Source organism: Burkholderia sp. YHN3-13 (genome assembly GCF_055810675.1).
Genome location: NZ_JBVVNQ010000001.1, coordinates 869970 through 888476 on the forward strand (window position 1 = coordinate 869970; position 18507 = coordinate 888476).

Sequence of the window (18507 nt, forward strand, 5' to 3'; positions counted from 1 at the left end):
ACGCGACGCGCGTTGACGGCGGCCGGCCGTTGCCGGCCTTGCCGCTCGACGAACACGAGGAGCTGACACCATGTCGACCACCGTCGATCGGGCCATCTCGCCCACCCGTTCCACCGGCGCCGGTTACCGGACGCTCTGGCGCTGGCACTTCTATGCCGGCCTGTTCGTGATGCCGTTCCTCGTGATCCTCGCGATCACCGGCACGCTCTACTGTTTCCAGCCGCAAATCGAGCCGCTGCTGTATCCGCACCGGCTGGTCGTCGAGCCGCGCGCCACGCCGCGGCTCGACGCCGATACGCTGCTCGCACGCGCCCGCACCGCGATGCCGGCCGGCGCAACGCCGGTCTCCGTGCAGGTCTCCGCCGCGCGCGACCGCAGCGCCGAATACGTGTTCCGGCTGCACGACGGCAGCCGCGAGAGCGTGTACGTGAACCCGTACGACGGCAGCGTGCTCGGCACGCTGAGCGTCGAGAACCGCTTCATGCAGGTCGACCGGATGCTGCATCGCAAGCTGCTGCTCGGCAAGACGGGCGAGCTGCTGATGGAGCTCGCCGCGTGCTGGACCTTCGTGATGATCGGCACCGGCATCGCGCTGTGGTGGCCGCGTGGCGCCGCGCGCGTCGGGCGTGCGCTGCGGCCCGACCTGTCGCTGCGCGGCCGGCCGCTGTGGAAAAGCCTCCACGCGACGGCCGGCATCTGGCTCGCCGCCGGCACGGTCGCGTTCATCCTGACCGGGCTGCCGTGGTCCGGCTCATGGGGCAAGAACTTCAAGGCACTCGCGACGAGCGTGAACCTCGGCGCGCCGGAAGGCGCATGGGGCGGCGCATCGGTACGCTCGACGCGACCGGGCACTGCCACGACGCCCGAGCCTGCGCACGCGCAGGCTGCCGCACCATCGACGCATCACCACGATGCCGGCGACGCGATGCCGGGAATGGTGATGGACGACCTGCCGTTGCCGCAAACGCCGTGGGCGGTCGGCAACGTGCCCGTTCCGCATTCGCCGTCGGCGCCGACACCCGCGCCGCTGCCGCTGCCGCTGACGCGCGCGATCGCGATCGTCGCCGGCCTCGGCGTGACGAGCGGCTACACGCTCGCGCTGCCGTCCGGCACGGACGGCGTGTTCACCGCGTCGTACTTCCCGGCCGACCCGAAGGCCGAACGCACGATCCATCTCGACCAGTACAGCGGCGCGGTGCTGAAGGACATCCGCTACGACGACTACGGCGCGGTCTCGCAGGCCGTGTCGTACGGCACGTCGCTGCACATGGGCCGCTACTTCGGGCTCGCGAATCAGATCGTTTGCGCGGTGTTGTCGCTCGGGCTGGCCGCGCTGGCCGTCACGGGCACGGTGATGTGGTGGAAGCGCCGCCCGGCCGGCAAGCTGGGCGCACCGTCGCGCGAACGCGGCACGCCGCCGATGCGCGGCTGGATCGCCGGGCTCGTGCTGCTCGGCATCGTCTTCCCGCTGATGGGCATCACGATCGTCGCCGTCTGGCTGGTCGACCGGCTGCTGTTCGGCCGCGCGACGCGCGCCGCGGCGTGATCGACGCAAGCGCGGCCACCCATTCGAAGGAAACCGAAACAATGAAGTTCAGATTGATGCTGCCCGCCGCCGTTCTCGCGGCCTTCTCTCCCGCCGGGCAGGCACAGGAAAGCGGCGTCGACCGCACCGGCGCCACGCTCGCCCCGATCCGCGTCGATGCGCGGAAAGCCCCCGCGCTCACGCAGCCGCTCGACACCGGCAGCCATCTCGGGCTGTCGTCGCTCGAAACACCCGCAAGCGTCGAGCAGATCAACCGCGCGGCGCTCGACACGCGCGGCGACCGTTCGATCATCGATGCGGTGAGCCGCGCCGCCGGCATCAGCGCGTCGCCGCACCCCGGCAACGGCAACTCGGAGCTCGCCGCGCGCGGCTTCGTCGGCGCGTCGTCGGTCACGCAACTCTACGACGGCGTGCGCCCGTACGGCGCGATCGGCGTCACGTTCCCGTTCGACACATGGTCGGTCGACCACATCGACGTGCTGCGCGGCCCCGCTTCGGTGATCTACGGCGAAGGCGCGATCGGCGGCGTGGTCAACATCGTGCCGAAGAAGCCGACGCGCACGCCGATCCGCAACGAACTGCAGGTCGGCGGCGGCACCGAGGGCACCGCGCGGGCCGCGTTCGGCAGCGGCGGCGCGATCAACGACAAGCTGTCGTACCGCTTCGACGTCAGCGGCAACCGCTCGTCGAACTGGGTCGACCGCGGCGATTCGCGCAACCTGTCGGTCTCCGGCGCGCTGCGCTACGACGTGACGCCCGACCTGTACGTGACGGCGTCGTATGCGCAGGGCTTCCTGCATCCGATGCAGTACTTCGGCGCGCCGCTCGTGAACGGCGCGCGCGATCGCGCACTCGACAGGAAGAACTACAACGTCGGCGACAGCGACATCGCATTCCGCGACAGCTGGGCCACCGTCTCGGCGAACTGGCAGCCGAGCGACAGCCTGAACGTGACGACCACGCTGTACCGGATGAAGAGCAACCGTCACTGGAAGGACGCCGAGTACTACACGTACCTGCCGTCGAGCGCGCAGGTGCGGCGCAGCAGCTACACGGAAATCTTCCACGACCAGGAGCAGTACGGCAACGTGACGACGGCCACCGTGAGCAGCGCGCTGCTCGGCATGCGCAACACGTTTTCGGCGGGCGTCGAGTTCAACCACACGACGTTCCAGCACGACAACAACTCGCCGTATTCGGGTACCTCGACGGTCGATCCGTTCGGCTTCGACCCGGGCAGCTTCATCAACACGGCCGGCACCTATCCGAAGTACCGCAGCCAGTCGAACCAGTACGCGCTGTTCGCGGAGAACCGGCTCGCGATCACGCCGCGCTGGTCGGTGATCGGCGGGCTGCGCTACGATCACGCGAGCGTGAACCGCGACGATCTCGTGAACGGTGGCGCCTTCACGAAGGTGTTCGCGAACACCGGCTGGCGCATCGGCACCGTGTACGACGTGCGGCCCGGTCTCGCCGTGTACGGCCAGTACGCGGTCGCGGCCGATCCGGTCAGCTCGCTGCTGTCGCTGAATGCGTCGAAGGCGGGCTTCACGCTCGCGACCGGCAGGCAGATCGAGATCGGCGTGAAGCAGTCGTTCCTCGACGGCAAGGCGGAATGGACGCTCGCCGCCTACCGGATCGTCAAGCGCAACCTGCTGACGGCCGACCCGGTGAACCCGAACCAGTCGATCCAGGTCGGCCAGCAGTCGTCGCGCGGGCTCGAGGCGACGGTCGGCGCGGAGATCGCGAAGGACTGGCGTGTCGACGCGAACGTGTCGATCCTGCGCGCGAAGTACGACGATTTCCAGCAGTCGTCCGGCGGCACGACGGTGTCGCGCGCGGGCAACGTGCCGGTGTCGGTGCCGCAGCGGCTCGCGAACCTGTGGGTCAGCTGGCGCTTCGCGCCGGACTGGACGGGTATCGCGGGCGTCAAGTACGTCGGCAAGCGCTTCGCCGATACCGCGAACCAGCTCGTGATGCCGTCGTACACGACCGTCGACCTGGGCCTCGCGTGGAAGCCGCGCAAGGACACGACGATCACCGCGCGCGCGTACAACGTGTTCAACCGGCGCTACGTGCAGTCCGCGTACTACAACGAGACGCAGGTCCTGCTCGGCAACGACCGGCGGTTCGAAGTGCTGGCGAACTACCGGTTCTGACGGGGCATGCGCAACGGCGCTGCCGGTCGGTCTCCGGCAGCGCCGCGGCGGGCACCCGCGCGCCGATCACGCCCGCGTGCCTGCCGCACGCCCGGCCATCCACTTCCTGTACCGTCGCGTCTGGCACTGCGCGGCCAGTTGCTGCCGCACCAGCGCGCGCAGCGGCGACACCTGCGGGTGCGTGCGGCGGCCTTCGCTGAGCCGCGCGAGCTGGAACTTGACGACGGCCATGTTGGCCAGCGCGCCCAGCGCCTTGTTCTTCCAGCGGATCGGCTGCAGCGCCGGCGCGCTGTCCTTGCCCGCGCGCCAGTCGCGCGGCAGGTTCGGGTCGATCGACAGCGCGGTCGCGATGCCGACCATCGCGACGCCGCTGTTCACCACCTGCTCGGCCACCGCACGACGCCGGATGCCGCCCGTGACCATCAGCGGCATCCGCGCGACGGCCGCGATGTCGCGCGCGAATTCGAGGAAATACGCTTCGCGCGCCAGCGTGCGCCCGTCGCGTGCCTCGCCCTGCATCGCCGGCACTTCATAGCTGCCGCCCGACAACTCGACGAGATCGACGTCGAGCGGGTTCAGCAGCTCGACCACGCGCTTCGCGTCGTCCGCGCTGAAACCGCCACGCTGGAAATCGGCCGAGTTCAGCTTCACCGCGACGACGAATGCGGGCGACACCGCCGCACGCACGGCCTTCACGATATCGAGCAGCAGGCGCGCGCGATTCTCGATGCTGCCGCCCCACTGGTCCTGCCGGCGGTTCGTCAGCGGCGACAGGAACTGGCTGAGCAGATAACCGTGCGCCGCGTGAACCTGCACGCCGGTGAAGCCGCTTTGCTCCGCGAGCTGCGCGGCGCGCACGAAGCGCTGCTGCACGTCGCGGATATCGGCTTCCGTCATTGCCTTCGGCACCGGGAACTGCTTCGACAGCGCGCCGAGCGCGAGCGGCACGGCCGACGGCGCGAGCGTCGTCTGGCCGAGCGCCGCCTGCATCTGGCGCCCCGGGTGATTGATCTGCATCCACACGTGCGCGCCGCCCGAGCGCGCGATCTGCGCCCAGCGGCGGAAGCGGTCGAGATGCGCGTCGCTTTCGAGCACGACGCCGTTCGGTCCCGTCATCGCACGGCCGTCCACCATCACGTTGCCGGTCAGGATCAGGCCGGCCTGACCGTCGGCCCACGCCTGGTACAGGCGCAGCAACGCGTCGGACGGGGCGTGGTCCGCATCGGCCATGTTCTCTTCCATCGCGGCCTTGGCCAGACGGTTCGGAATCACCGCCCCGTTGGGCAGTGTCAGCGGCGCAAACAGATTCATGGTGGACATCCTCGATTGACGATGCCCAACGATAACTTTAAAGTCAACTTTAAGGTCAAGCCCTTTTGGAGCACACCATGAAAATCGGCGAACTGGCGAAGGCGAGCGGCCTCGCGGCGTCGCGCATCCGCTTCTACGAGGCGAGCGGGCTGCTCGAACCGGCCCGCCGCCAGGCGAACGGCTATCGGGAATACGGGGCGGAAGCGCTGACGCGGCTCGCGATCATCGACCGCGCGCAGCGCGCGGGCTTCGCGCTCGACGAAATCCGCGCGGTGCTGCCGCCCGATCTCGGCGCATGGCCGCGCGACGAGCTGCTGGTCGCGCTGCGGCACAAGGTCGACGACATCGCGCTGCTCGAACAGCGGCTCGCGCAGAACCGGCAGCAGCTGGAAGCGCTGATCGACGAAATCGAGAACAAGCCGGCAGGCGAGGATTGCGCGGGCGCCGCGCAACGAATGCTCGACCGGCTTTGCGAGCAGGCCAGCCAGCCGCTGGAGCCCGCACCCGTGGTACGGCCGGCGCGCAAGCGGGCATGACCGACTCCACCTCCCCCTTCGATCAACCCGCACCGTGGCGAGACGCGTCGACGCAAGCGCGTCGCCGTGCGCCGCGCAACCTCATGACCCTATCCGCATGACGCTCCCCCGTATCAGAGGATGGCTCGTTGTCGCCGCGCTGCTGAGTTTCGGCATCGGCAGTGCCCGCGCATCGACGTGCGACGACACGCATGCGTCGATCCGTTGCCCGGACACGTCGGCACTGCCGGCCGACATCGTCGCGCAGCTGCCGGCCGGCTACGAAGCGCTGGATGCCGCTTCGGGGCCCCTGACCGACGACACGCGCAGCGGTTACGTCGTCGTCGCGCATCGGCCCGGCGATTCGACGCATACGCCGTCGCCGCGCCCGCTGCTGATCTTCGTGCAGGGCAACGACGGACGATACCGGCTCGCGGCGCGCAACGACACCGTGATCATGAAAGCCGAAGAAGGCGGCATGGGCGACCCGTATCTCGACGGCGTCGCCGAGCATGCGCTCACGGTCGAGCCGCGCACGTTCACCGTCGAACAAGGCGTATTCGCGGGCCATAGCCACTGGCGCGACCGCGTGACGTTCCGCTACGACGCGGCGCACCGCACGTGGGTGTTCCATCGCGAAGTGTTCCGGAACTGGCGATTCGACGCGGACGCCGACGGCGATGCGCTGAAGGCCGACCCGGTGCGTGTCACGCGCGCCAATGCGGCGAAGGCCGTCGCCTTCGAAGCCTGGCGGCCGAACGACTGGTGCGCTTCCGCCGAGCGGCGCGACACCGATCCGGCTTGCCGCCAGCCTTGACGGCGTCGGCTGGCGGCGACACGGGCGCCGCCGTGAGGATTGGCTTACGTCGCAGGTAATCGACGCGCGCCGCCCGCGCCGCGATCATGGCGCCATCGACTCACGAACCGCAACGACCGGGAGCCCGCCATGACCGCCTACGCCATCGCCCACCTGCACGACGTCGAGATGTGCGACGACATCGTCGGCTACCTCGAACGCATCGACGGCACGCTCGCGCCGTACGACGGCCATTTCGTGATTCACGGCGCGCGGCCGGAGGTGCGCGAAGGCGTGTGGCGCGGCGACCTGATCGCGATCGCGTTTCCCGATCTCGACACGGCGCGCGCGTGGTACGAATCGGATGCGTACCGGCGGATCCAGCCGCTGCGCGCACGACACGCGAGCGGCCCGCTGATCCTGATCGACGGGGTCGACGAGCGGCACAAGGCGACCGACATCCTGCGCTGAATCAGGACGCCGGCGATGCCGGCAACGCTTACGACGCCTTTCGCTCCATCGGCTCGCCGACGACGAAGCCGCCGCCCTGGAACCGCTGCGCGGGATCGTCGTACTCGGCGCTCGGCGCCGTCACCGGGAACAGGCCCGCGAACTGCTCGGAGCTGTCGCGCGGGCGGAAGCCGAGGAAGCCGGCCTTCGTGTTGTCCCACCACTTCACCGGGTTGTCCGACGCGCCGTAGACGATCGCGTGCCCGACGCGGTTCGTCAGCAGCGAGCAGCGCACGAGCTCGATGAAGTCGCGATAGCTGAGGAACGTGACGAGCATGCGCGGATTCTTCGGCACTTCGAACGACGAGCCGATCCGCAGGCACACCGTCTCGATCCCGAAGCGGTCGAAGTAGTAGCGCGACAGCGATTCGCCGAAGCACTTCGTCACGCCGTACAGGCTGTCGGGGCGCAGCGGCGAATCGGCGTCGAGCACTTCGGTGACCGGGTGGAAGCCGATCGCATGGTTCGAGCTCGCGAACACGACGCGCTTCACGCCATGCTTGCGCGCGGCCTCGTACAGGTTGTACGTGCCGGTGATGTTCGCGTCGACCAGATCGTCGAACGGCGCATCGACCGAAATGCCGCCGAGATGGACGATCGCGTCCACGCCCTCGACGAGCTGCATCACGGCCGGACGGTCGGCCAGATCGACCACGCGGATTTCTTCATGCGCGGCCGCGTCGTCCAGCGCCGCGATGTCGCTGACGCGCACGACGTCGGCCCAGTCGGCGAGCGCGCCGCGCAACTGGCGGCCGAGGTTGCCGGCCGCGCCCGTCAGCAGCAGGCGCCCGAACGGTTTGCGCGCGGCGGTGGATGAGGCGTTCATCGAATCTCCTTGAATCTGACAATCTGACCAAAATCGGAAAACGTTTTCCAACTATACGCGGGGGCGCGGCCGAACGTCAATGGCCGAACCTGTTCGCAGCCATCCGCACTTTCCCGATATCGGCCGGTGGCCGCAGCCCGGCTTTTTCTGCCACAATCCGGCGTTATCGAACGAAAACGTTACCCTTCCGATGAAAAAAGTTTCCCCGACGATCCGCGACGTGGCCGCGGAAGCCGGCGTGTCGGTCGCGACGGTATCGAAGTACGTGAACGGCACGCAGCGCTTCTCGCCGACCGTCGAGGCGCGGCTCAAGGAGGCCATCGAGCGGCTCGGCTACCGTTCGAACCCGCTCGCGCGTTCGATGATCACCGGCCGCACCCGCACGATCGGCCTCGTGATCCTCGACATCAGCAACCCGCACTTCACGAACGTGGTGAAAGGCGCGAACCGCGTCGCGCTGCAGCACGACTACACGCTGCTGCTCGTCGACACCGAAGAGAACCAGGCACGCGAACGCTCGCTGATCGAAGCGCTCGCGCAGCGCGTCGACGGGCTGATCGTCAGCACGCGAATGCCCGACGAGGAAGCCGGCTGGATGCTCGACCTCAACAAGCCGCTCGTGCTGCTGCGTCGCAGCCCCGGCCTGCCGATTCCGAGCGTCGGCATCGACAACCGGCTGTCGACCTACATGCTCGCGCGTCACCTGCTCAATCTCGGTCACACGCGCATCGCGTATCTCGGCTTCGGCAGCGCGCGCGTGAACGACGAGCGGATCCAGGGCGCGCGCGATTGCCTCGCCGAAGCGGGGCTCACGCTCGACGTACACGACGCGCACGCGCCGACCGCCGAGGCCGGCGAACGCGCGTGCTCGCGCGTGATGCTCGGGCCGCAACGCCCGCAAGCGGTGATCTGCTACAACGACCTGATCGCGCTCGGCTTCATGAAGGAAGCCGCGTCGCTCGGCTTCCGGCTGCCGCAGGACGTGTCCGTCGCCGGCATCGACAACGTGCCGTACGGCGAATACGCGGCGCCCGCGCTGACGACCGTCGACATCCAGAGCGAGAACATGGGCGAGCTCGCGATGCAGAAGCTGATCGACGCGCTCGCGGGGCGCACCGACGCGAGCTATTCGACGTTCGAGCCGCGGCTGATCATGCGGGCGTCGACGGCGCCGGCCGGCTGACCGCGCGCCCGCCCCGCACGCCGAACGAAAACGCGCCGCCCTCGGGCGGCGCGTTCGTTTGCCGGCACGCGATCACGCGTCGAGCTTCGCGGGCTTCATCTTCGGCGTCAGCACGTGCATCACGGCCAGCGCGATCAGGTAGGCCGACGCGCCGATCGCGAACAGCACCCAGTAGTGGCCCGTGCGCTGCAGCACCTGGCCGATCACTTCCGAGAACAGCACGCCGCCGATCGAGCCGGCCATCCCGCCGATGCCGACCACCGACGCGACCGCACGGCGCGGGAACAGGTCGGACGCGGTCGTGAACAGGTTCGCCGACCAGCCCTGATGAGCGGCGGCGGCGAGGCCGACGATCAGCACCGCGACCCACAGGCTCTGCACCTGCGACACGAACGCGATCGGCAGCACGCAGCATGCGCAGATCAGCATCGCCGTCTTGCGCGCGCCGTTCACGCTCCAGCCCGCGCGCAGCAGCATCGACGACAGCCAGCCGCCGCCGATGCTGCCGACCGTCGTCAGCGCGTAGATGCACACGAGCGGCAGGCCGATGTGCTGCATGTCCATCCCGCGCGATTCGTTGAGCCACTTCGGCAGCCAGAACAGGTAGAACCACCACACCGGATCGGTCAGGAACTTGCCGATCAGGAACGCCCACGTCTCGCGCTTGCGGATCAGTTCGCCCCAGCGCGGCGCGCCGGCATCCGCGTTCGCCGCGTCGAGCGCCTCGGCTTCGTCGCGCGGTTCGTCGTATTCCGCGGCGAGTGCGCGCGTGTCGGCCTGCCGATAGAGCACGAGCCACACCGCGAGCCACACGATGCCGATCGCGCCGATGATCACGAACGCCGCACGCCAGCCGTACGCCACCGCGATCGCGGGGATGATCGCCGGCGCGAACACGGCGCCGATGTTCGCGCCCGAGTTGAAGATGCCGGTGGCGAGCGCGCGTTCGCGGCGCGGGAACCATTCGGCCGTCGTCTTGATCGCGGCCGGGAAATTGCCGCCCTCGCCGATCCCGAGCAGCGCGCGCACGAACGCGAAGCCCGTCACCGAGCCGACCGCCGCGTGCAGCATCGCGGCGATGCTCCACACCAGCATCGCCACCGCGTACGACACGCGCGTGCCGAGCCAGTCGACGATCCGCCCGAAACCGAGCAGGCCGAGCGCATAGAACGCGGAAAACGCCATCACGATCCGGCCGTACTGCACCTGGCTCCAGCCGATGTCGTGCTGGAGCATCGGCGCGAGCAGCCCGAGGATCTGCCGGTCCATGTAGTTGATCACGGTCGCGAAGAACAGCAGCGCACAGACGGTCCAGCGGTAGCGGCTGGCGGCTGCGCGCACGGCGCCGACGACGGCAGATTGCATGAATGTCTCCGATCGCGGCCGCGCCCGTCGCGCCGCACTGGGTTCGTTGACCGGCGACCGGCGCCGGGGCGGACGGCCCGCGCTGACGCGCGGGCCCTTTCGCCAATCAGTCTGGAAAACGTTTTTCAAAGGATAGGGCGTCTGCCGGCGCCCTGTCAGTCGGGGATTTCGATGAGTCATCTCAAATTGATCGCGGCAAAAGAGACGACTGTTTCGCAGCGTGGCATTAACCGTTTTTCCCGGATTTTCCCGACGCGCGCGCAGAAGGGCGGCCGCCGATACACATGTCCGATTCCAGCCAGTGCGGCACGGAGATGGGTTACAGTCGCCCCATGCGCCTCGATCCCGACACCTGCTACGACGCCCTGCTTGCGCGGAACCGCCGCTTCGACGGCTGGTTCTTCGTCGGCGTGGCGACGACCGGGGTGTACTGCCGCCCCGTCTGCCCGGTGAAGCCGCCGAAGGCGCGGAACTGCAGCTACTACCCGACCGCCGCCGCGGCCGAGAAAGCCGGGTTCCGGCCCTGCATGCGCTGCCGCCCCGAGCTCGCGCCCGGCCACGGGCTGCTCGACCTGTCCGGCAATCTCGCCGACGCGGCCGCGACGCTGATCGAGGACGGTTTCCTGAACGCGCACGGCGTCGACGCGCTCGCGCAGCGCGTCGGCGTGACCGAGCGGCATCTGCGACGGATCTTCGGCGCGCAGTTCGGCGTGTCGCCGGTCGAGTTCGCGCAGACGCACCGCCTGTTGATGGCCAAGCGGCTGCTGACCGACACCGCGCTGCCGCTGGCCGTCGTCGCGTCGACGGCCGGATTCGGCAGCGTGCGACGCTTCAACGACCTGTTCCGTCAACGCTATGGCCTCAACCCGCTGCGGCTGCGCAAGGGCGCCGGTGCCGCCGCCGGCGACATGACGTTCCCGCTGCCGTACCGGCCGCCGTTCGCGTGGGACGAGCTGATGCGTTTTCTCGCCCAGCGGCAGATCGACGGCGTCGAGCGGATCGATGCACGGGGTTATGCGCGCGCCGTCGCCATGCCGAACCGGAACGACGGCGGCCGCGTGATGGGCTGGCTGTCCGTCGCACACGTGCCGCAGCGCTTCGCGCTGGCCGTCACCGTGTCGCCCGCGCTGACGCCGGTCGTCCCGGCCGTGCTCGCGCGCGTGCGGCGGCTGTTCGATCTCGACAGCCGGCCCGACGTGATCGACGCGCATCTCGGCGAGCTCGCGCGCGGCTCGCCGGGCCTGCGCGTGCCCGGCGCGTTCGACGGCCTCGAGATCGCGATCCGCGCGATCGCGGGCGAGCAGCTTGCGGCGGCGGATGCGTGTACGGGTACGCCCGTGCCGGCACGCCTCGCAGAACGTTTCGGCGCGTCGGTCGAAGGTGCGCCGCCGGGCCTCGCGCATGCGCTGCCGTGCGCCGCGACGCTGGCCGCCCTGCCGCCTGCGGCCCTCGAAACGATCGGCATCCCGCGCGAGACGGCGCGCGCCATCGTGTCGCTCGCGCGCGCGGTCGGCGACGGCACACTCGCGCTCGAACCGATGGCGCCGCTCGACGCGACGCTCGCCGCGTTGCGCGCGATGCCCGGCTTCGACGAACGCGCGGTGCAGTACGTCGCGATGCGTGCGATGGCCTGGCCGAATGCGTTCCCCGCGGACGATACGTGGCTTCCCGCCCGCAACGAACGCGCGACCCTGCCATCATCCGCGCCGCATGCGGCGCGCTGGGCGCCGTGGCGCGCGTATGCCGCACTGCATGTGTGGCGCCTCCAAGGAGATGCAGCGCGATGACTCCCGCTCACCTGATTCCGAGCCCGCTGGGCGACATCGCCGTGCGCATCGAGGACGATGCGTTGACGGGCCTGTACTTCGTCGGCCAGAAATACTTTCCGCCGGTGACGATCGTGACCGAAGCGGACGCACACCCGATGTTGCCGATCGCGCGCAAGGTCGCGGAAGAAATCGCCGAATATTTCACCGGCACGCGCGACACGTTCTCGGTGCCGATCCACCTGCGCGGCACCGCGTTTCAGCGCCGCGTATGGAAGGAACTGCTCGCGATTCCGTTCGGCGAACTCGTGTCGTACGGCGACATCACCGAGCGCATCGGGTTGCCGATGAGCGGCGCGCGCGCCGTCGGCGGCGCGGTCGGCCGCAATCCGGTATCGATCATCGTGCCGTGCCATCGCGTGGTCGGCGCGTCGGGCAGCCTGACCGGTTACGCGGGCGGCATCGATCGCAAGCGCGCGTTGCTGTCGCTCGAAGGCGCCGGGTTCTCGCGCGGCGCGTCCCATCCAGTGCAGCAGGCGCTCGCGTTCTGAGCGACGCTGCGCATCACGCGCTCAACGCCGGCCGGCGCGCTTCACGCTTCGCATACGCGCCGGGCGTCACGCCGAACTTCGCCTGGAACAGCGCGATGAACGACGACGTCGAGTCGTAACCCAGTTGCGCGGCCACCGTGCCGATCGGCTCGCCCACGTCGAGCAGCGGCAATGACGCGAGCAGCCGCACGGCCTGCCGCCATTCGGTGAACGACAACCCCGTGTCCTGCCGGAACAGCCGCGACAACGTGCGCCGCGTCGCGCCGACCTGATGGCCCCATTCGTCGAGACTGCGCGTATCGCCCGGCGCGGCATGCAACGCACGCGCGATTTTCAGCAGACGCGGATCGCGCGGCAGCGGCACCGTCAGCGGCGCCGGCTGCATGCGCGCGATCCGGTCGGCGATCAGACACACGAGCGCGCCGTCCGGCCCCGTCTCGTCGTAGTTCACCGGCAACTCGCCCGTCGCGATCACCAGCTCGCGTAGCAGCGGCGTCATGCACAGGATCGTGCAGTCGCCGTTCACGTCGTCGCGCGCGATCGCTGCATCGAGATACAGGCTGTGGAACGCGACGCAATCGCGCGTCGATACCGCATGCGGCACGTGCGGCGGAATCCACATCGCATAGTGCGGCGGCAGCAACTGCCGGCCCGACGGCGTCGACACCTCGAGCACGCCGCTCGTCGCATACATCAGCTGCGCCCACGGATGACTGTGCGCGTCGACGCTGACGTTGCCGGGAATGCCGAACGCGCGCACGTACAGCGGCCTCGGCAGCCGCGCCATCGGCGGCACCGCGTAAGGGTCGGCCGATTGTCCCGCCAGCAACATAAGACGTCCTCCGAAGGTCATTGCGCGAACGCATGCGATGCTACCGTGGCGGCTCTTCATTCACACGGCTTCCGTTCATGAGCGCTCACACCCGCACCACCCGCAAGACCGTCACCGCGATCCGTTCGACCAAGGGCATCGGCAGCCTCGTCGCGCTGACCGCGTATTCCGCGCCGATGGCGAAACTCGTCGACGACGTGGCCGACGTGATCATCGTCGGCGACTCCGTCGGCATGGTGCTGTACGGAATGCCCGATACGCTGCGCGTCACGCTCGACATGATGATTGCACACGGCGCGGCCGTCGTACGCGGCGCCGCGCAGGCGTGCGTCGTCGTCGACCTGCCGTTCTCGACGTTCCAGGAATCGCCCGCCCAGGCCTATCGTTCGGCCGCGCGCCTGCTCGCCGAAACCGGTGCGCAGGCCGTGAAGCTCGAAGGCGGCTGCGAGATGGCCGACACGATCCGCTTCCTGACCGATCGCGGCATCCCGGTGATGGCGCACGTCGGCCTCATGCCGCAGCAGGCCAACGCGACGGGCGGCTTCCGCGCGCAGGGGATGGACCCGCATTCGGCCGCGCACGTGTTCGACGCCGCGTGCGCGGCCGAGCGGGCCGGCGCGTTCAGCGTGGTAATCGAAGGCACCGCCGAAGCGCTCGCGCGCCACCTGACCGACACGCTGACGATCCCGACGATCGGCATCGGCGCGTCGCCCGCATGCGACGGCCAGGTGCTCGTGACCGAGGACATGGTCGGCGCGTTCGATGCGTACACACCGCGCTTCGTGAAGCGCTACGCCGACGCGAATGCGGTGATGCGCGAAGCGATCCGACAGTATGCGCACGACGTGCGGGAGCGCGTGTTTCCGGAGCCCGCGCATTGCTTCGGATACGGCAAGCCGCTGCAACTGCCGGAGGCGGCTCCGGTTGCGGCTACGGTTGCGTGATGCGGATCGAACGGTATGGTCAGGTCACGCGCGTTTGCGCGTCGCATGCGCGACCCGTGCGTTCGCTTCGAATTTCGCGCGATGCGTCGAGAAGAACGTTCGCACGTTGCGGACGTTCGATGCGCCGGTGAACAGCCGTCGCGCGAATTCGTCGTATTCGGCGACGTCGGCCAGATCGGCCACCACGACGAAATCGGGCCCCGGGGACACGCGGTAGCACTGCGTGACGGCCGGCTCCGCGCAGACGTAGGTTTCGAACGCGTCGTAGTCCTCGGCTGTCTGCCGGTCGAGACTGATCTCGATCAGTGCGGTGACGGCCGTACCGATCGCGACCGGGTCGAGCACCGCGACCTGCCGGCGGATCACGCCCGCCTCCGTCAGACGCCGTACGCGGCGCATGCAGGTCGGCGGCGACGACAGCGCCCGCTCGGCCAGTTGCAGGTTCGACACCGACGCATCCTCCTGCAGGATCGCGAGGATGCGCAGGTCGAGATCGTCGAGGGTGATACCGGCCATCGGCGGCTCCTTCCGGTCAAGGGAGTGAAATTTAATTTCAATATGATAGATGATTTACGGTACGTTTCATTTTCATTTAATTTTTGAAATTTAATTCCATACAGCCCGCCCTACCATCGCTCTCACTGATCCAGACAGGACATTTACGGAGCGCGATATGTGTGGAATTGTCGGGGCGGTCGCCCAGCGGGACATCCTGCCGAACCTGGTCGACGGCCTGAAGCGGCTCGAATACCGCGGCTACGATTCGTGCGGCGTCGTGGTCTATCGCGACCGCGCGCTCGCGCGGGCGCGCAGCGTCGACCGCGTGGCCAACCTGCAGCGCGACATCGCCGCGCAGGCGCTGTCCGGTTACACGGGCATCGCGCATACGCGCTGGGCCACGCACGGCGCGCCCGTCACGCTCAACGCGCATCCGCACTTCTCGCCGAGCGACGCCAATGCGCGCATCGCGCTGTCGCATAACGGCATCATCGAGAACTGCGATCAACTGCGCGTGGAGTTGCAGGCGCACGGTTATGTGTTCGCGAGCCAGACCGACAGCGAGGCGATCGCGCACCTGATCGATCACCTGTACGACGGCGATCTGTTCGATGCGGTGCGGCGGGCGGTGGCGCGGCTGCGCGGCAGCTACGCGATCGCGGTGATGTGCCGCGACGAGCCGCACCGGATCGTCGGCGCGCGCGACGGGATGCCGCTCGTGGTCGGGGTCGGCGAAGGCGAGAATTTCCTGGCGTCCGATGCGATCGCGCTGTCGGGCATCACCGATCGCATCGCGTATCTGGAGAACGGCGACGTCGCCGACATTCAGCTGCATCGCTACTGGATCGTCGACGCGAACGGCCAGCGCGTCGAGCGCGCGGTGCAACGCGTCGCCGCGCATAGCGGCGCGGCCGATCTCGGGTCGTACCGCTACTACATGCAGAAGGAGATCTTCGAGCAGCCGCAGGCCGTGGCCGATACGCTGCTCGACGTGTCGTCGATCATGCCCGAGCTGTTCGGCGACGGCGCGTGGCGTGTGTTCAACGATGTCGACTCGGTGCTGCTGCTCGCGTGCGGCGGCAGTTATCACGCGGCGCTGACCGCGAAGTACTGGATCGAGAGCATCGCCAAGCTGCCGGCGAGCGTCGAGATCGCGAGCGAGTTTCGTTATCGCGACGGCGTGCCGAATCCGCGCACGCTGGTGGTCGCGGTGTCGCAGAGCGGGGAGACGGCCGACGTGCTCGGCGCGGTGCATGTCGCGAAGCAGAGCGGGATGATGCATACGCTCGCGATCTGCAACGTCTCGACGAGCGCGTTGATGCGCGAATGCGCGCTGCAGTTCGTGACGCGCGCGGGCATCGAGATCGGCGTGGCGTCGACGAAGGCGTTCACGACGCAGCTCGTTGCGTTGTTCCTGTTGACGTTGTCGCTGGCGCAGGTGCGCGGGCGGTTGAGCGACGACGAGGAGAAGACGCATCTGCGCGCGCTGCGGCACCTGCCCGATGCGATGTCGAAAGTGCTCGCGCTGGAGCCGCAGATCATGGGGTGGTCGGAGTTGCTCGCACGACGCGACAACATGCTGTTTCTCGGGCGCGGGATGCATTACCCGATCGCGCTGGAAGGCGCGCTGAAGATGAAGGAGATTTCGTATATCCATGCGGAGGCTTATCCGGCCGGCGAGCTGAAGCACGGGCCGCTCGCGCTCGTCAGTAACGAGATGCCCGTGATCGCGGTCGCGCCGAACGACATGCTGCTCGAAAAGCTCCGGTCGAACATGCATGAGGTCAGCGCGCGGAACGGACGGCTGTTCGTGTTCGCGGATGTGGACTGCGGGCTGGTGCCGGGCGAGGGGATCGAGGTGATCCGGCTCAACGAGTACTACGGGCCGCTTTCGCCGATCCTGCATGCGGTGCCGATGCAGCTGCTCGCGTATCACGCGGCGCTGGCGCGGGGGACGGATATTGATAAACCGAGGAATCTGGCGAAGTCGGTGACGGTGGAGTGAAGCCTGTTTTTTGCGCAATTTCGGCACGATGAAAAAAGCGTTCCGCGCCCCGTCCAGTTAGGTTTTTCGGAGAATTTATCTCCCTCCACGAAACGCTCCGGCCTTCACCCCCTCGTCTTCGCTCTGGATCGCGTTATGGCCGCGCTACATATGAAGAATTCGGTGCGTGATTCGTTGAGCCACGTCAAGCCATCGGAGGGGCGTCGGCATAGAGTGGTTTCAGGGTTCGACCGCCTCCCGAGAACCGCGCTCATGGAGAACAAGATGGCAATCCCGCAAAAACTCGCCATTGCAATTGCGACGCTCGGCATGGTCAGTGCCGCTGCAATCGCTGGTACGCCGGCAGCCAGCGACAGTGCAGCACACGACGCCCATCATCCGAATAAAGCAACCGCAAAAGCGCCGAGCAAGTCGAAACGCGACGCGGACGACCAAATGCAGGCCATGCGCGTCATGCACGAAAAGATGATGAACGCGAAGACGCCTGAAGAACGCGCCGCCCTGATGGACGAACAGATGAAAGTCATGCAAAACGGCATGAGCATGATGGAAATGATGGGGCCTCCCTCGTCCGGCATGCCGATGTCGTCGCGGCGGGGAAGCATGGAAATGCGCATGGACATGATGCAAATGATGATGCAGGCAATGATGGACCGTCAGGCTGCTCGGGAGCATCCGGCCGAGAAGTGACGGTACGAAATGGGAGACTGCCGTGGATGACAACTCGCATGGCGACCGGCCGTTCTGGAAATCGCGGTCAGCCGTTGCACTCATCGCGTTCACCGCAATAGCGCTGGTCCTCCTGCTTTCCGAACACCGCGCCCACTTCCTTGGGGCGCTGCCCTATCTGCTGTTGCTCTCGTGCCCGCAGATGCATCTGTTTATGCACCATGGACACGGGCACCACGGGACGAAATCGACCGACAGGCGTCCTGATTCAGGAGACGGTCATGACCAGCATCGGTGACGGTTACGGGCTATGGAGCCTCGTCGTTATCAATTCTCTTGTCTTCATCATCTTCGCGTTCAGCTTCTTCAAGCCGGCAACCAAGCGGGACTGGCGAACGTTCGGCGGGTTCTCTGCCTTCATCGTCGCGCTATTTGCGGAAATGTACGGATTTCCGCTCACCCTCTATTTGCTGTCGGGTTGGTTGCAGACGCGCTTTCCGCAAACGAATTTGCTGTCTCACGACGCAGGGCACCTCTGGTGGACCTTGACCGGCCGGCACGGCGACCCGCATGGCGGACTGCCGCATCTTCTCAGCTTCTTCCTGATACTGGGCGGCTTCTACTTGCTGTCCACAGCCTGGCACGTACTGTATGAAGCGCAACGCGACAAAGAGCTGGCCGCCACCGGCCCCTACGCGAAAATCCGGCATCCTCAGTACGTCGGGTTCGTCGTCATCATGCTGGGCTTCCTGCTCCAATGGCCCACGCTCGTGACTTTGGCCATGTTCCCCATCCTGGTCTTCATGTACGTTCGACTCGCGATACAGGAGGAGCACGATTCGGAGGCGAAGTTCGGCGCTGCGTGGCGTGAATATGCGGCACATACGCCGCGCTTTGTGCCGAACTTGTCTGGAAAACGCCCGGCTCACCCGTAGCTGGCACTGCCGCCCGGAATGAATGTTGCTCCCGCCCTATCGCTCAGGCGTCCTCCGACGATTCGGCAATGTAGTCTCACTGTACGCAACCGAGAT

At 67.7% G+C, this 18507-nt stretch carries 18 protein-coding genes; 13 read left to right on the forward strand and 5 right to left on the reverse strand.

All coding sequences use genetic code 11. The features are described 5' to 3' along the window. The first annotated feature begins 70 nt into the window (after nucleotides 1-70). Together AC0KUR_RS03910 and AC0KUR_RS03915 are read left to right on the forward strand one after the other, a co-directional pair. Nucleotides 71-1546, forward strand: a complete 1476-nt coding sequence (locus AC0KUR_RS03910; protein WP_473375399.1) for a PepSY-associated TM helix domain-containing protein — start codon at nucleotides 71-73, stop codon at nucleotides 1544-1546. Between the two features lie 41 nt (nucleotides 1547-1587). After that, nucleotides 1588-3705: a TonB-dependent receptor gene (locus AC0KUR_RS03915; protein WP_069704457.1), complete on the forward strand. Its 2118-nt coding sequence runs from the start codon at nucleotides 1588-1590 to the stop codon at nucleotides 3703-3705. Nucleotides 3706-3771: 66 nt separating this feature from the next. Here the strand turns inward: AC0KUR_RS03915 and AC0KUR_RS03920 are convergent, their stop codons facing one another. Beyond that, the gene (locus AC0KUR_RS03920) at nucleotides 3772-5016 is read right to left on the reverse strand and encodes an NADH:flavin oxidoreductase/NADH oxidase family protein (protein ID WP_059559830.1); all 1245 of its coding nucleotides are present in this window, start codon (nucleotides 5014-5016) and stop codon (nucleotides 3772-3774) included. 77 nt (nucleotides 5017-5093) lie between these two features. On the opposite strand from AC0KUR_RS03920, the gene AC0KUR_RS03925 reads away from it, so the two are divergent. The 3 genes from AC0KUR_RS03925 (at nucleotide 5094) to AC0KUR_RS03935 (ending at nucleotide 6798) form a co-directional block, all read left to right on the forward strand. Beyond that, nucleotides 5094-5552 carry a MerR family transcriptional regulator gene (locus tag AC0KUR_RS03925; protein WP_124608124.1) on the forward strand — a complete coding sequence of 153 codons (459 nt, stop codon included), beginning with the start codon at nucleotides 5094-5096 and terminating at the stop codon, nucleotides 5550-5552. Between the two features lie 97 nt (nucleotides 5553-5649). Beyond that, the gene (locus tag AC0KUR_RS03930) at nucleotides 5650-6348 is read left to right on the forward strand and encodes a hypothetical protein (RefSeq protein WP_473375400.1); all 699 of its coding nucleotides are present in this window, start codon (nucleotides 5650-5652) and stop codon (nucleotides 6346-6348) included. Nucleotides 6349-6477: 129 nt separating this feature from the next. Then, nucleotides 6478-6798: a DUF1330 domain-containing protein gene (locus tag AC0KUR_RS03935; RefSeq protein WP_034188449.1), complete on the forward strand. Its 321-nt coding sequence runs from the start codon at nucleotides 6478-6480 to the stop codon at nucleotides 6796-6798. Nucleotides 6799-6826: 28 nt separating this feature from the next. Here AC0KUR_RS03935 and AC0KUR_RS03940 read toward each other — a convergent pair whose 3' ends face one another. Continuing rightward, nucleotides 6827-7663, reverse strand: a complete 837-nt coding sequence (locus AC0KUR_RS03940; RefSeq protein ID WP_034188450.1) for an NAD-dependent epimerase/dehydratase family protein — start codon at nucleotides 7661-7663, stop codon at nucleotides 6827-6829. Nucleotides 7664-7742: 79 nt separating this feature from the next. Between AC0KUR_RS03940 and AC0KUR_RS03945 the strand changes: the two genes are divergently transcribed. Then, on the forward strand, nucleotides 7743-8846 hold the full coding sequence (locus AC0KUR_RS03945) for a LacI family DNA-binding transcriptional regulator (RefSeq protein ID WP_034188451.1): 1104 nt from the start codon (nucleotides 7743-7745) through the stop codon (nucleotides 8844-8846). Nucleotides 8847-8918: 72 nt separating this feature from the next. Here the strand turns inward: AC0KUR_RS03945 and AC0KUR_RS03950 are convergent, their stop codons facing one another. Next, complete coding sequence (locus AC0KUR_RS03950) at nucleotides 8919-10211, reverse strand: MFS transporter (protein ID WP_034188452.1); 1293 nt, start codon at nucleotides 10209-10211, stop codon at nucleotides 8919-8921. A gap of 314 nt (nucleotides 10212-10525) precedes the next feature. On the opposite strand from AC0KUR_RS03950, the gene AC0KUR_RS03955 reads away from it, so the two are divergent. Then, nucleotides 10526-11998, forward strand: a complete 1473-nt coding sequence (locus AC0KUR_RS03955) for a DNA-3-methyladenine glycosylase 2 family protein (RefSeq protein ID WP_473375466.1) — start codon at nucleotides 10526-10528, stop codon at nucleotides 11996-11998. Beyond that, the gene (locus AC0KUR_RS03960) at nucleotides 11995-12528 is read left to right on the forward strand and encodes a methylated-DNA--[protein]-cysteine S-methyltransferase (protein WP_473375401.1); all 534 of its coding nucleotides are present in this window, start codon (nucleotides 11995-11997) and stop codon (nucleotides 12526-12528) included. The genes AC0KUR_RS03955 and AC0KUR_RS03960 overlap by 4 nt, the downstream gene beginning before the upstream one ends. 13 nt (nucleotides 12529-12541) lie before the next feature. On the opposite strand, the gene AC0KUR_RS03965 is transcribed toward AC0KUR_RS03960, so the two are convergent. Then, nucleotides 12542-13360: an AraC family transcriptional regulator gene (locus AC0KUR_RS03965; RefSeq protein ID WP_473375402.1), complete on the reverse strand. Its 819-nt coding sequence runs from the start codon at nucleotides 13358-13360 to the stop codon at nucleotides 12542-12544. A gap of 77 nt (nucleotides 13361-13437) precedes the next feature. Here AC0KUR_RS03965 and panB point away from each other — a divergent pair, with 77 nt between their 5' ends. Then, entirely contained in the window at nucleotides 13438-14304 is an 867-nt protein-coding gene (gene panB / locus AC0KUR_RS03970) for a 3-methyl-2-oxobutanoate hydroxymethyltransferase (protein ID WP_473375403.1), read from the forward strand. A 24-nt stretch (nucleotides 14305-14328) separates the two neighbouring features. On the opposite strand, the gene AC0KUR_RS03975 is transcribed toward panB, so the two are convergent. Further along, entirely contained in the window at nucleotides 14329-14820 is a 492-nt protein-coding gene (locus AC0KUR_RS03975; RefSeq protein ID WP_034188457.1) for an Lrp/AsnC family transcriptional regulator, read from the reverse strand. 157 nt (nucleotides 14821-14977) lie between these two features. Here AC0KUR_RS03975 and glmS point away from each other — a divergent pair, with 157 nt between their 5' ends. The 4 genes from glmS to AC0KUR_RS03995 all read left to right on the forward strand — a co-directional run bounded on the left by glmS (nucleotide 14978) and on the right by AC0KUR_RS03995 (nucleotide 18411). Next, complete coding sequence (gene glmS / locus AC0KUR_RS03980) at nucleotides 14978-16807, forward strand: glutamine--fructose-6-phosphate transaminase (isomerizing) (RefSeq protein ID WP_473375404.1); 1830 nt, start codon at nucleotides 14978-14980, stop codon at nucleotides 16805-16807. Nucleotides 16808-17059: 252 nt separating this feature from the next. Then, nucleotides 17060-17497 carry a hypothetical protein gene (locus AC0KUR_RS03985; RefSeq protein WP_051700987.1) on the forward strand — a complete coding sequence of 146 codons (438 nt, stop codon included), beginning with the start codon at nucleotides 17060-17062 and terminating at the stop codon, nucleotides 17495-17497. 22 nt (nucleotides 17498-17519) lie between these two features. Next, on the forward strand, nucleotides 17520-17774 hold the full coding sequence (locus AC0KUR_RS03990) for a DUF2933 domain-containing protein (protein WP_473375405.1): 255 nt from the start codon (nucleotides 17520-17522) through the stop codon (nucleotides 17772-17774). Beyond that, nucleotides 17758-18411, forward strand: coding sequence for a methyltransferase family protein (locus AC0KUR_RS03995; RefSeq protein WP_473375406.1), 654 nt, complete (start codon nucleotides 17758-17760; stop codon nucleotides 18409-18411). Before AC0KUR_RS03990 ends, AC0KUR_RS03995 begins: the two co-directional genes overlap by 17 nt. Nucleotides 18412-18507 lie beyond the last annotated feature (96 nt).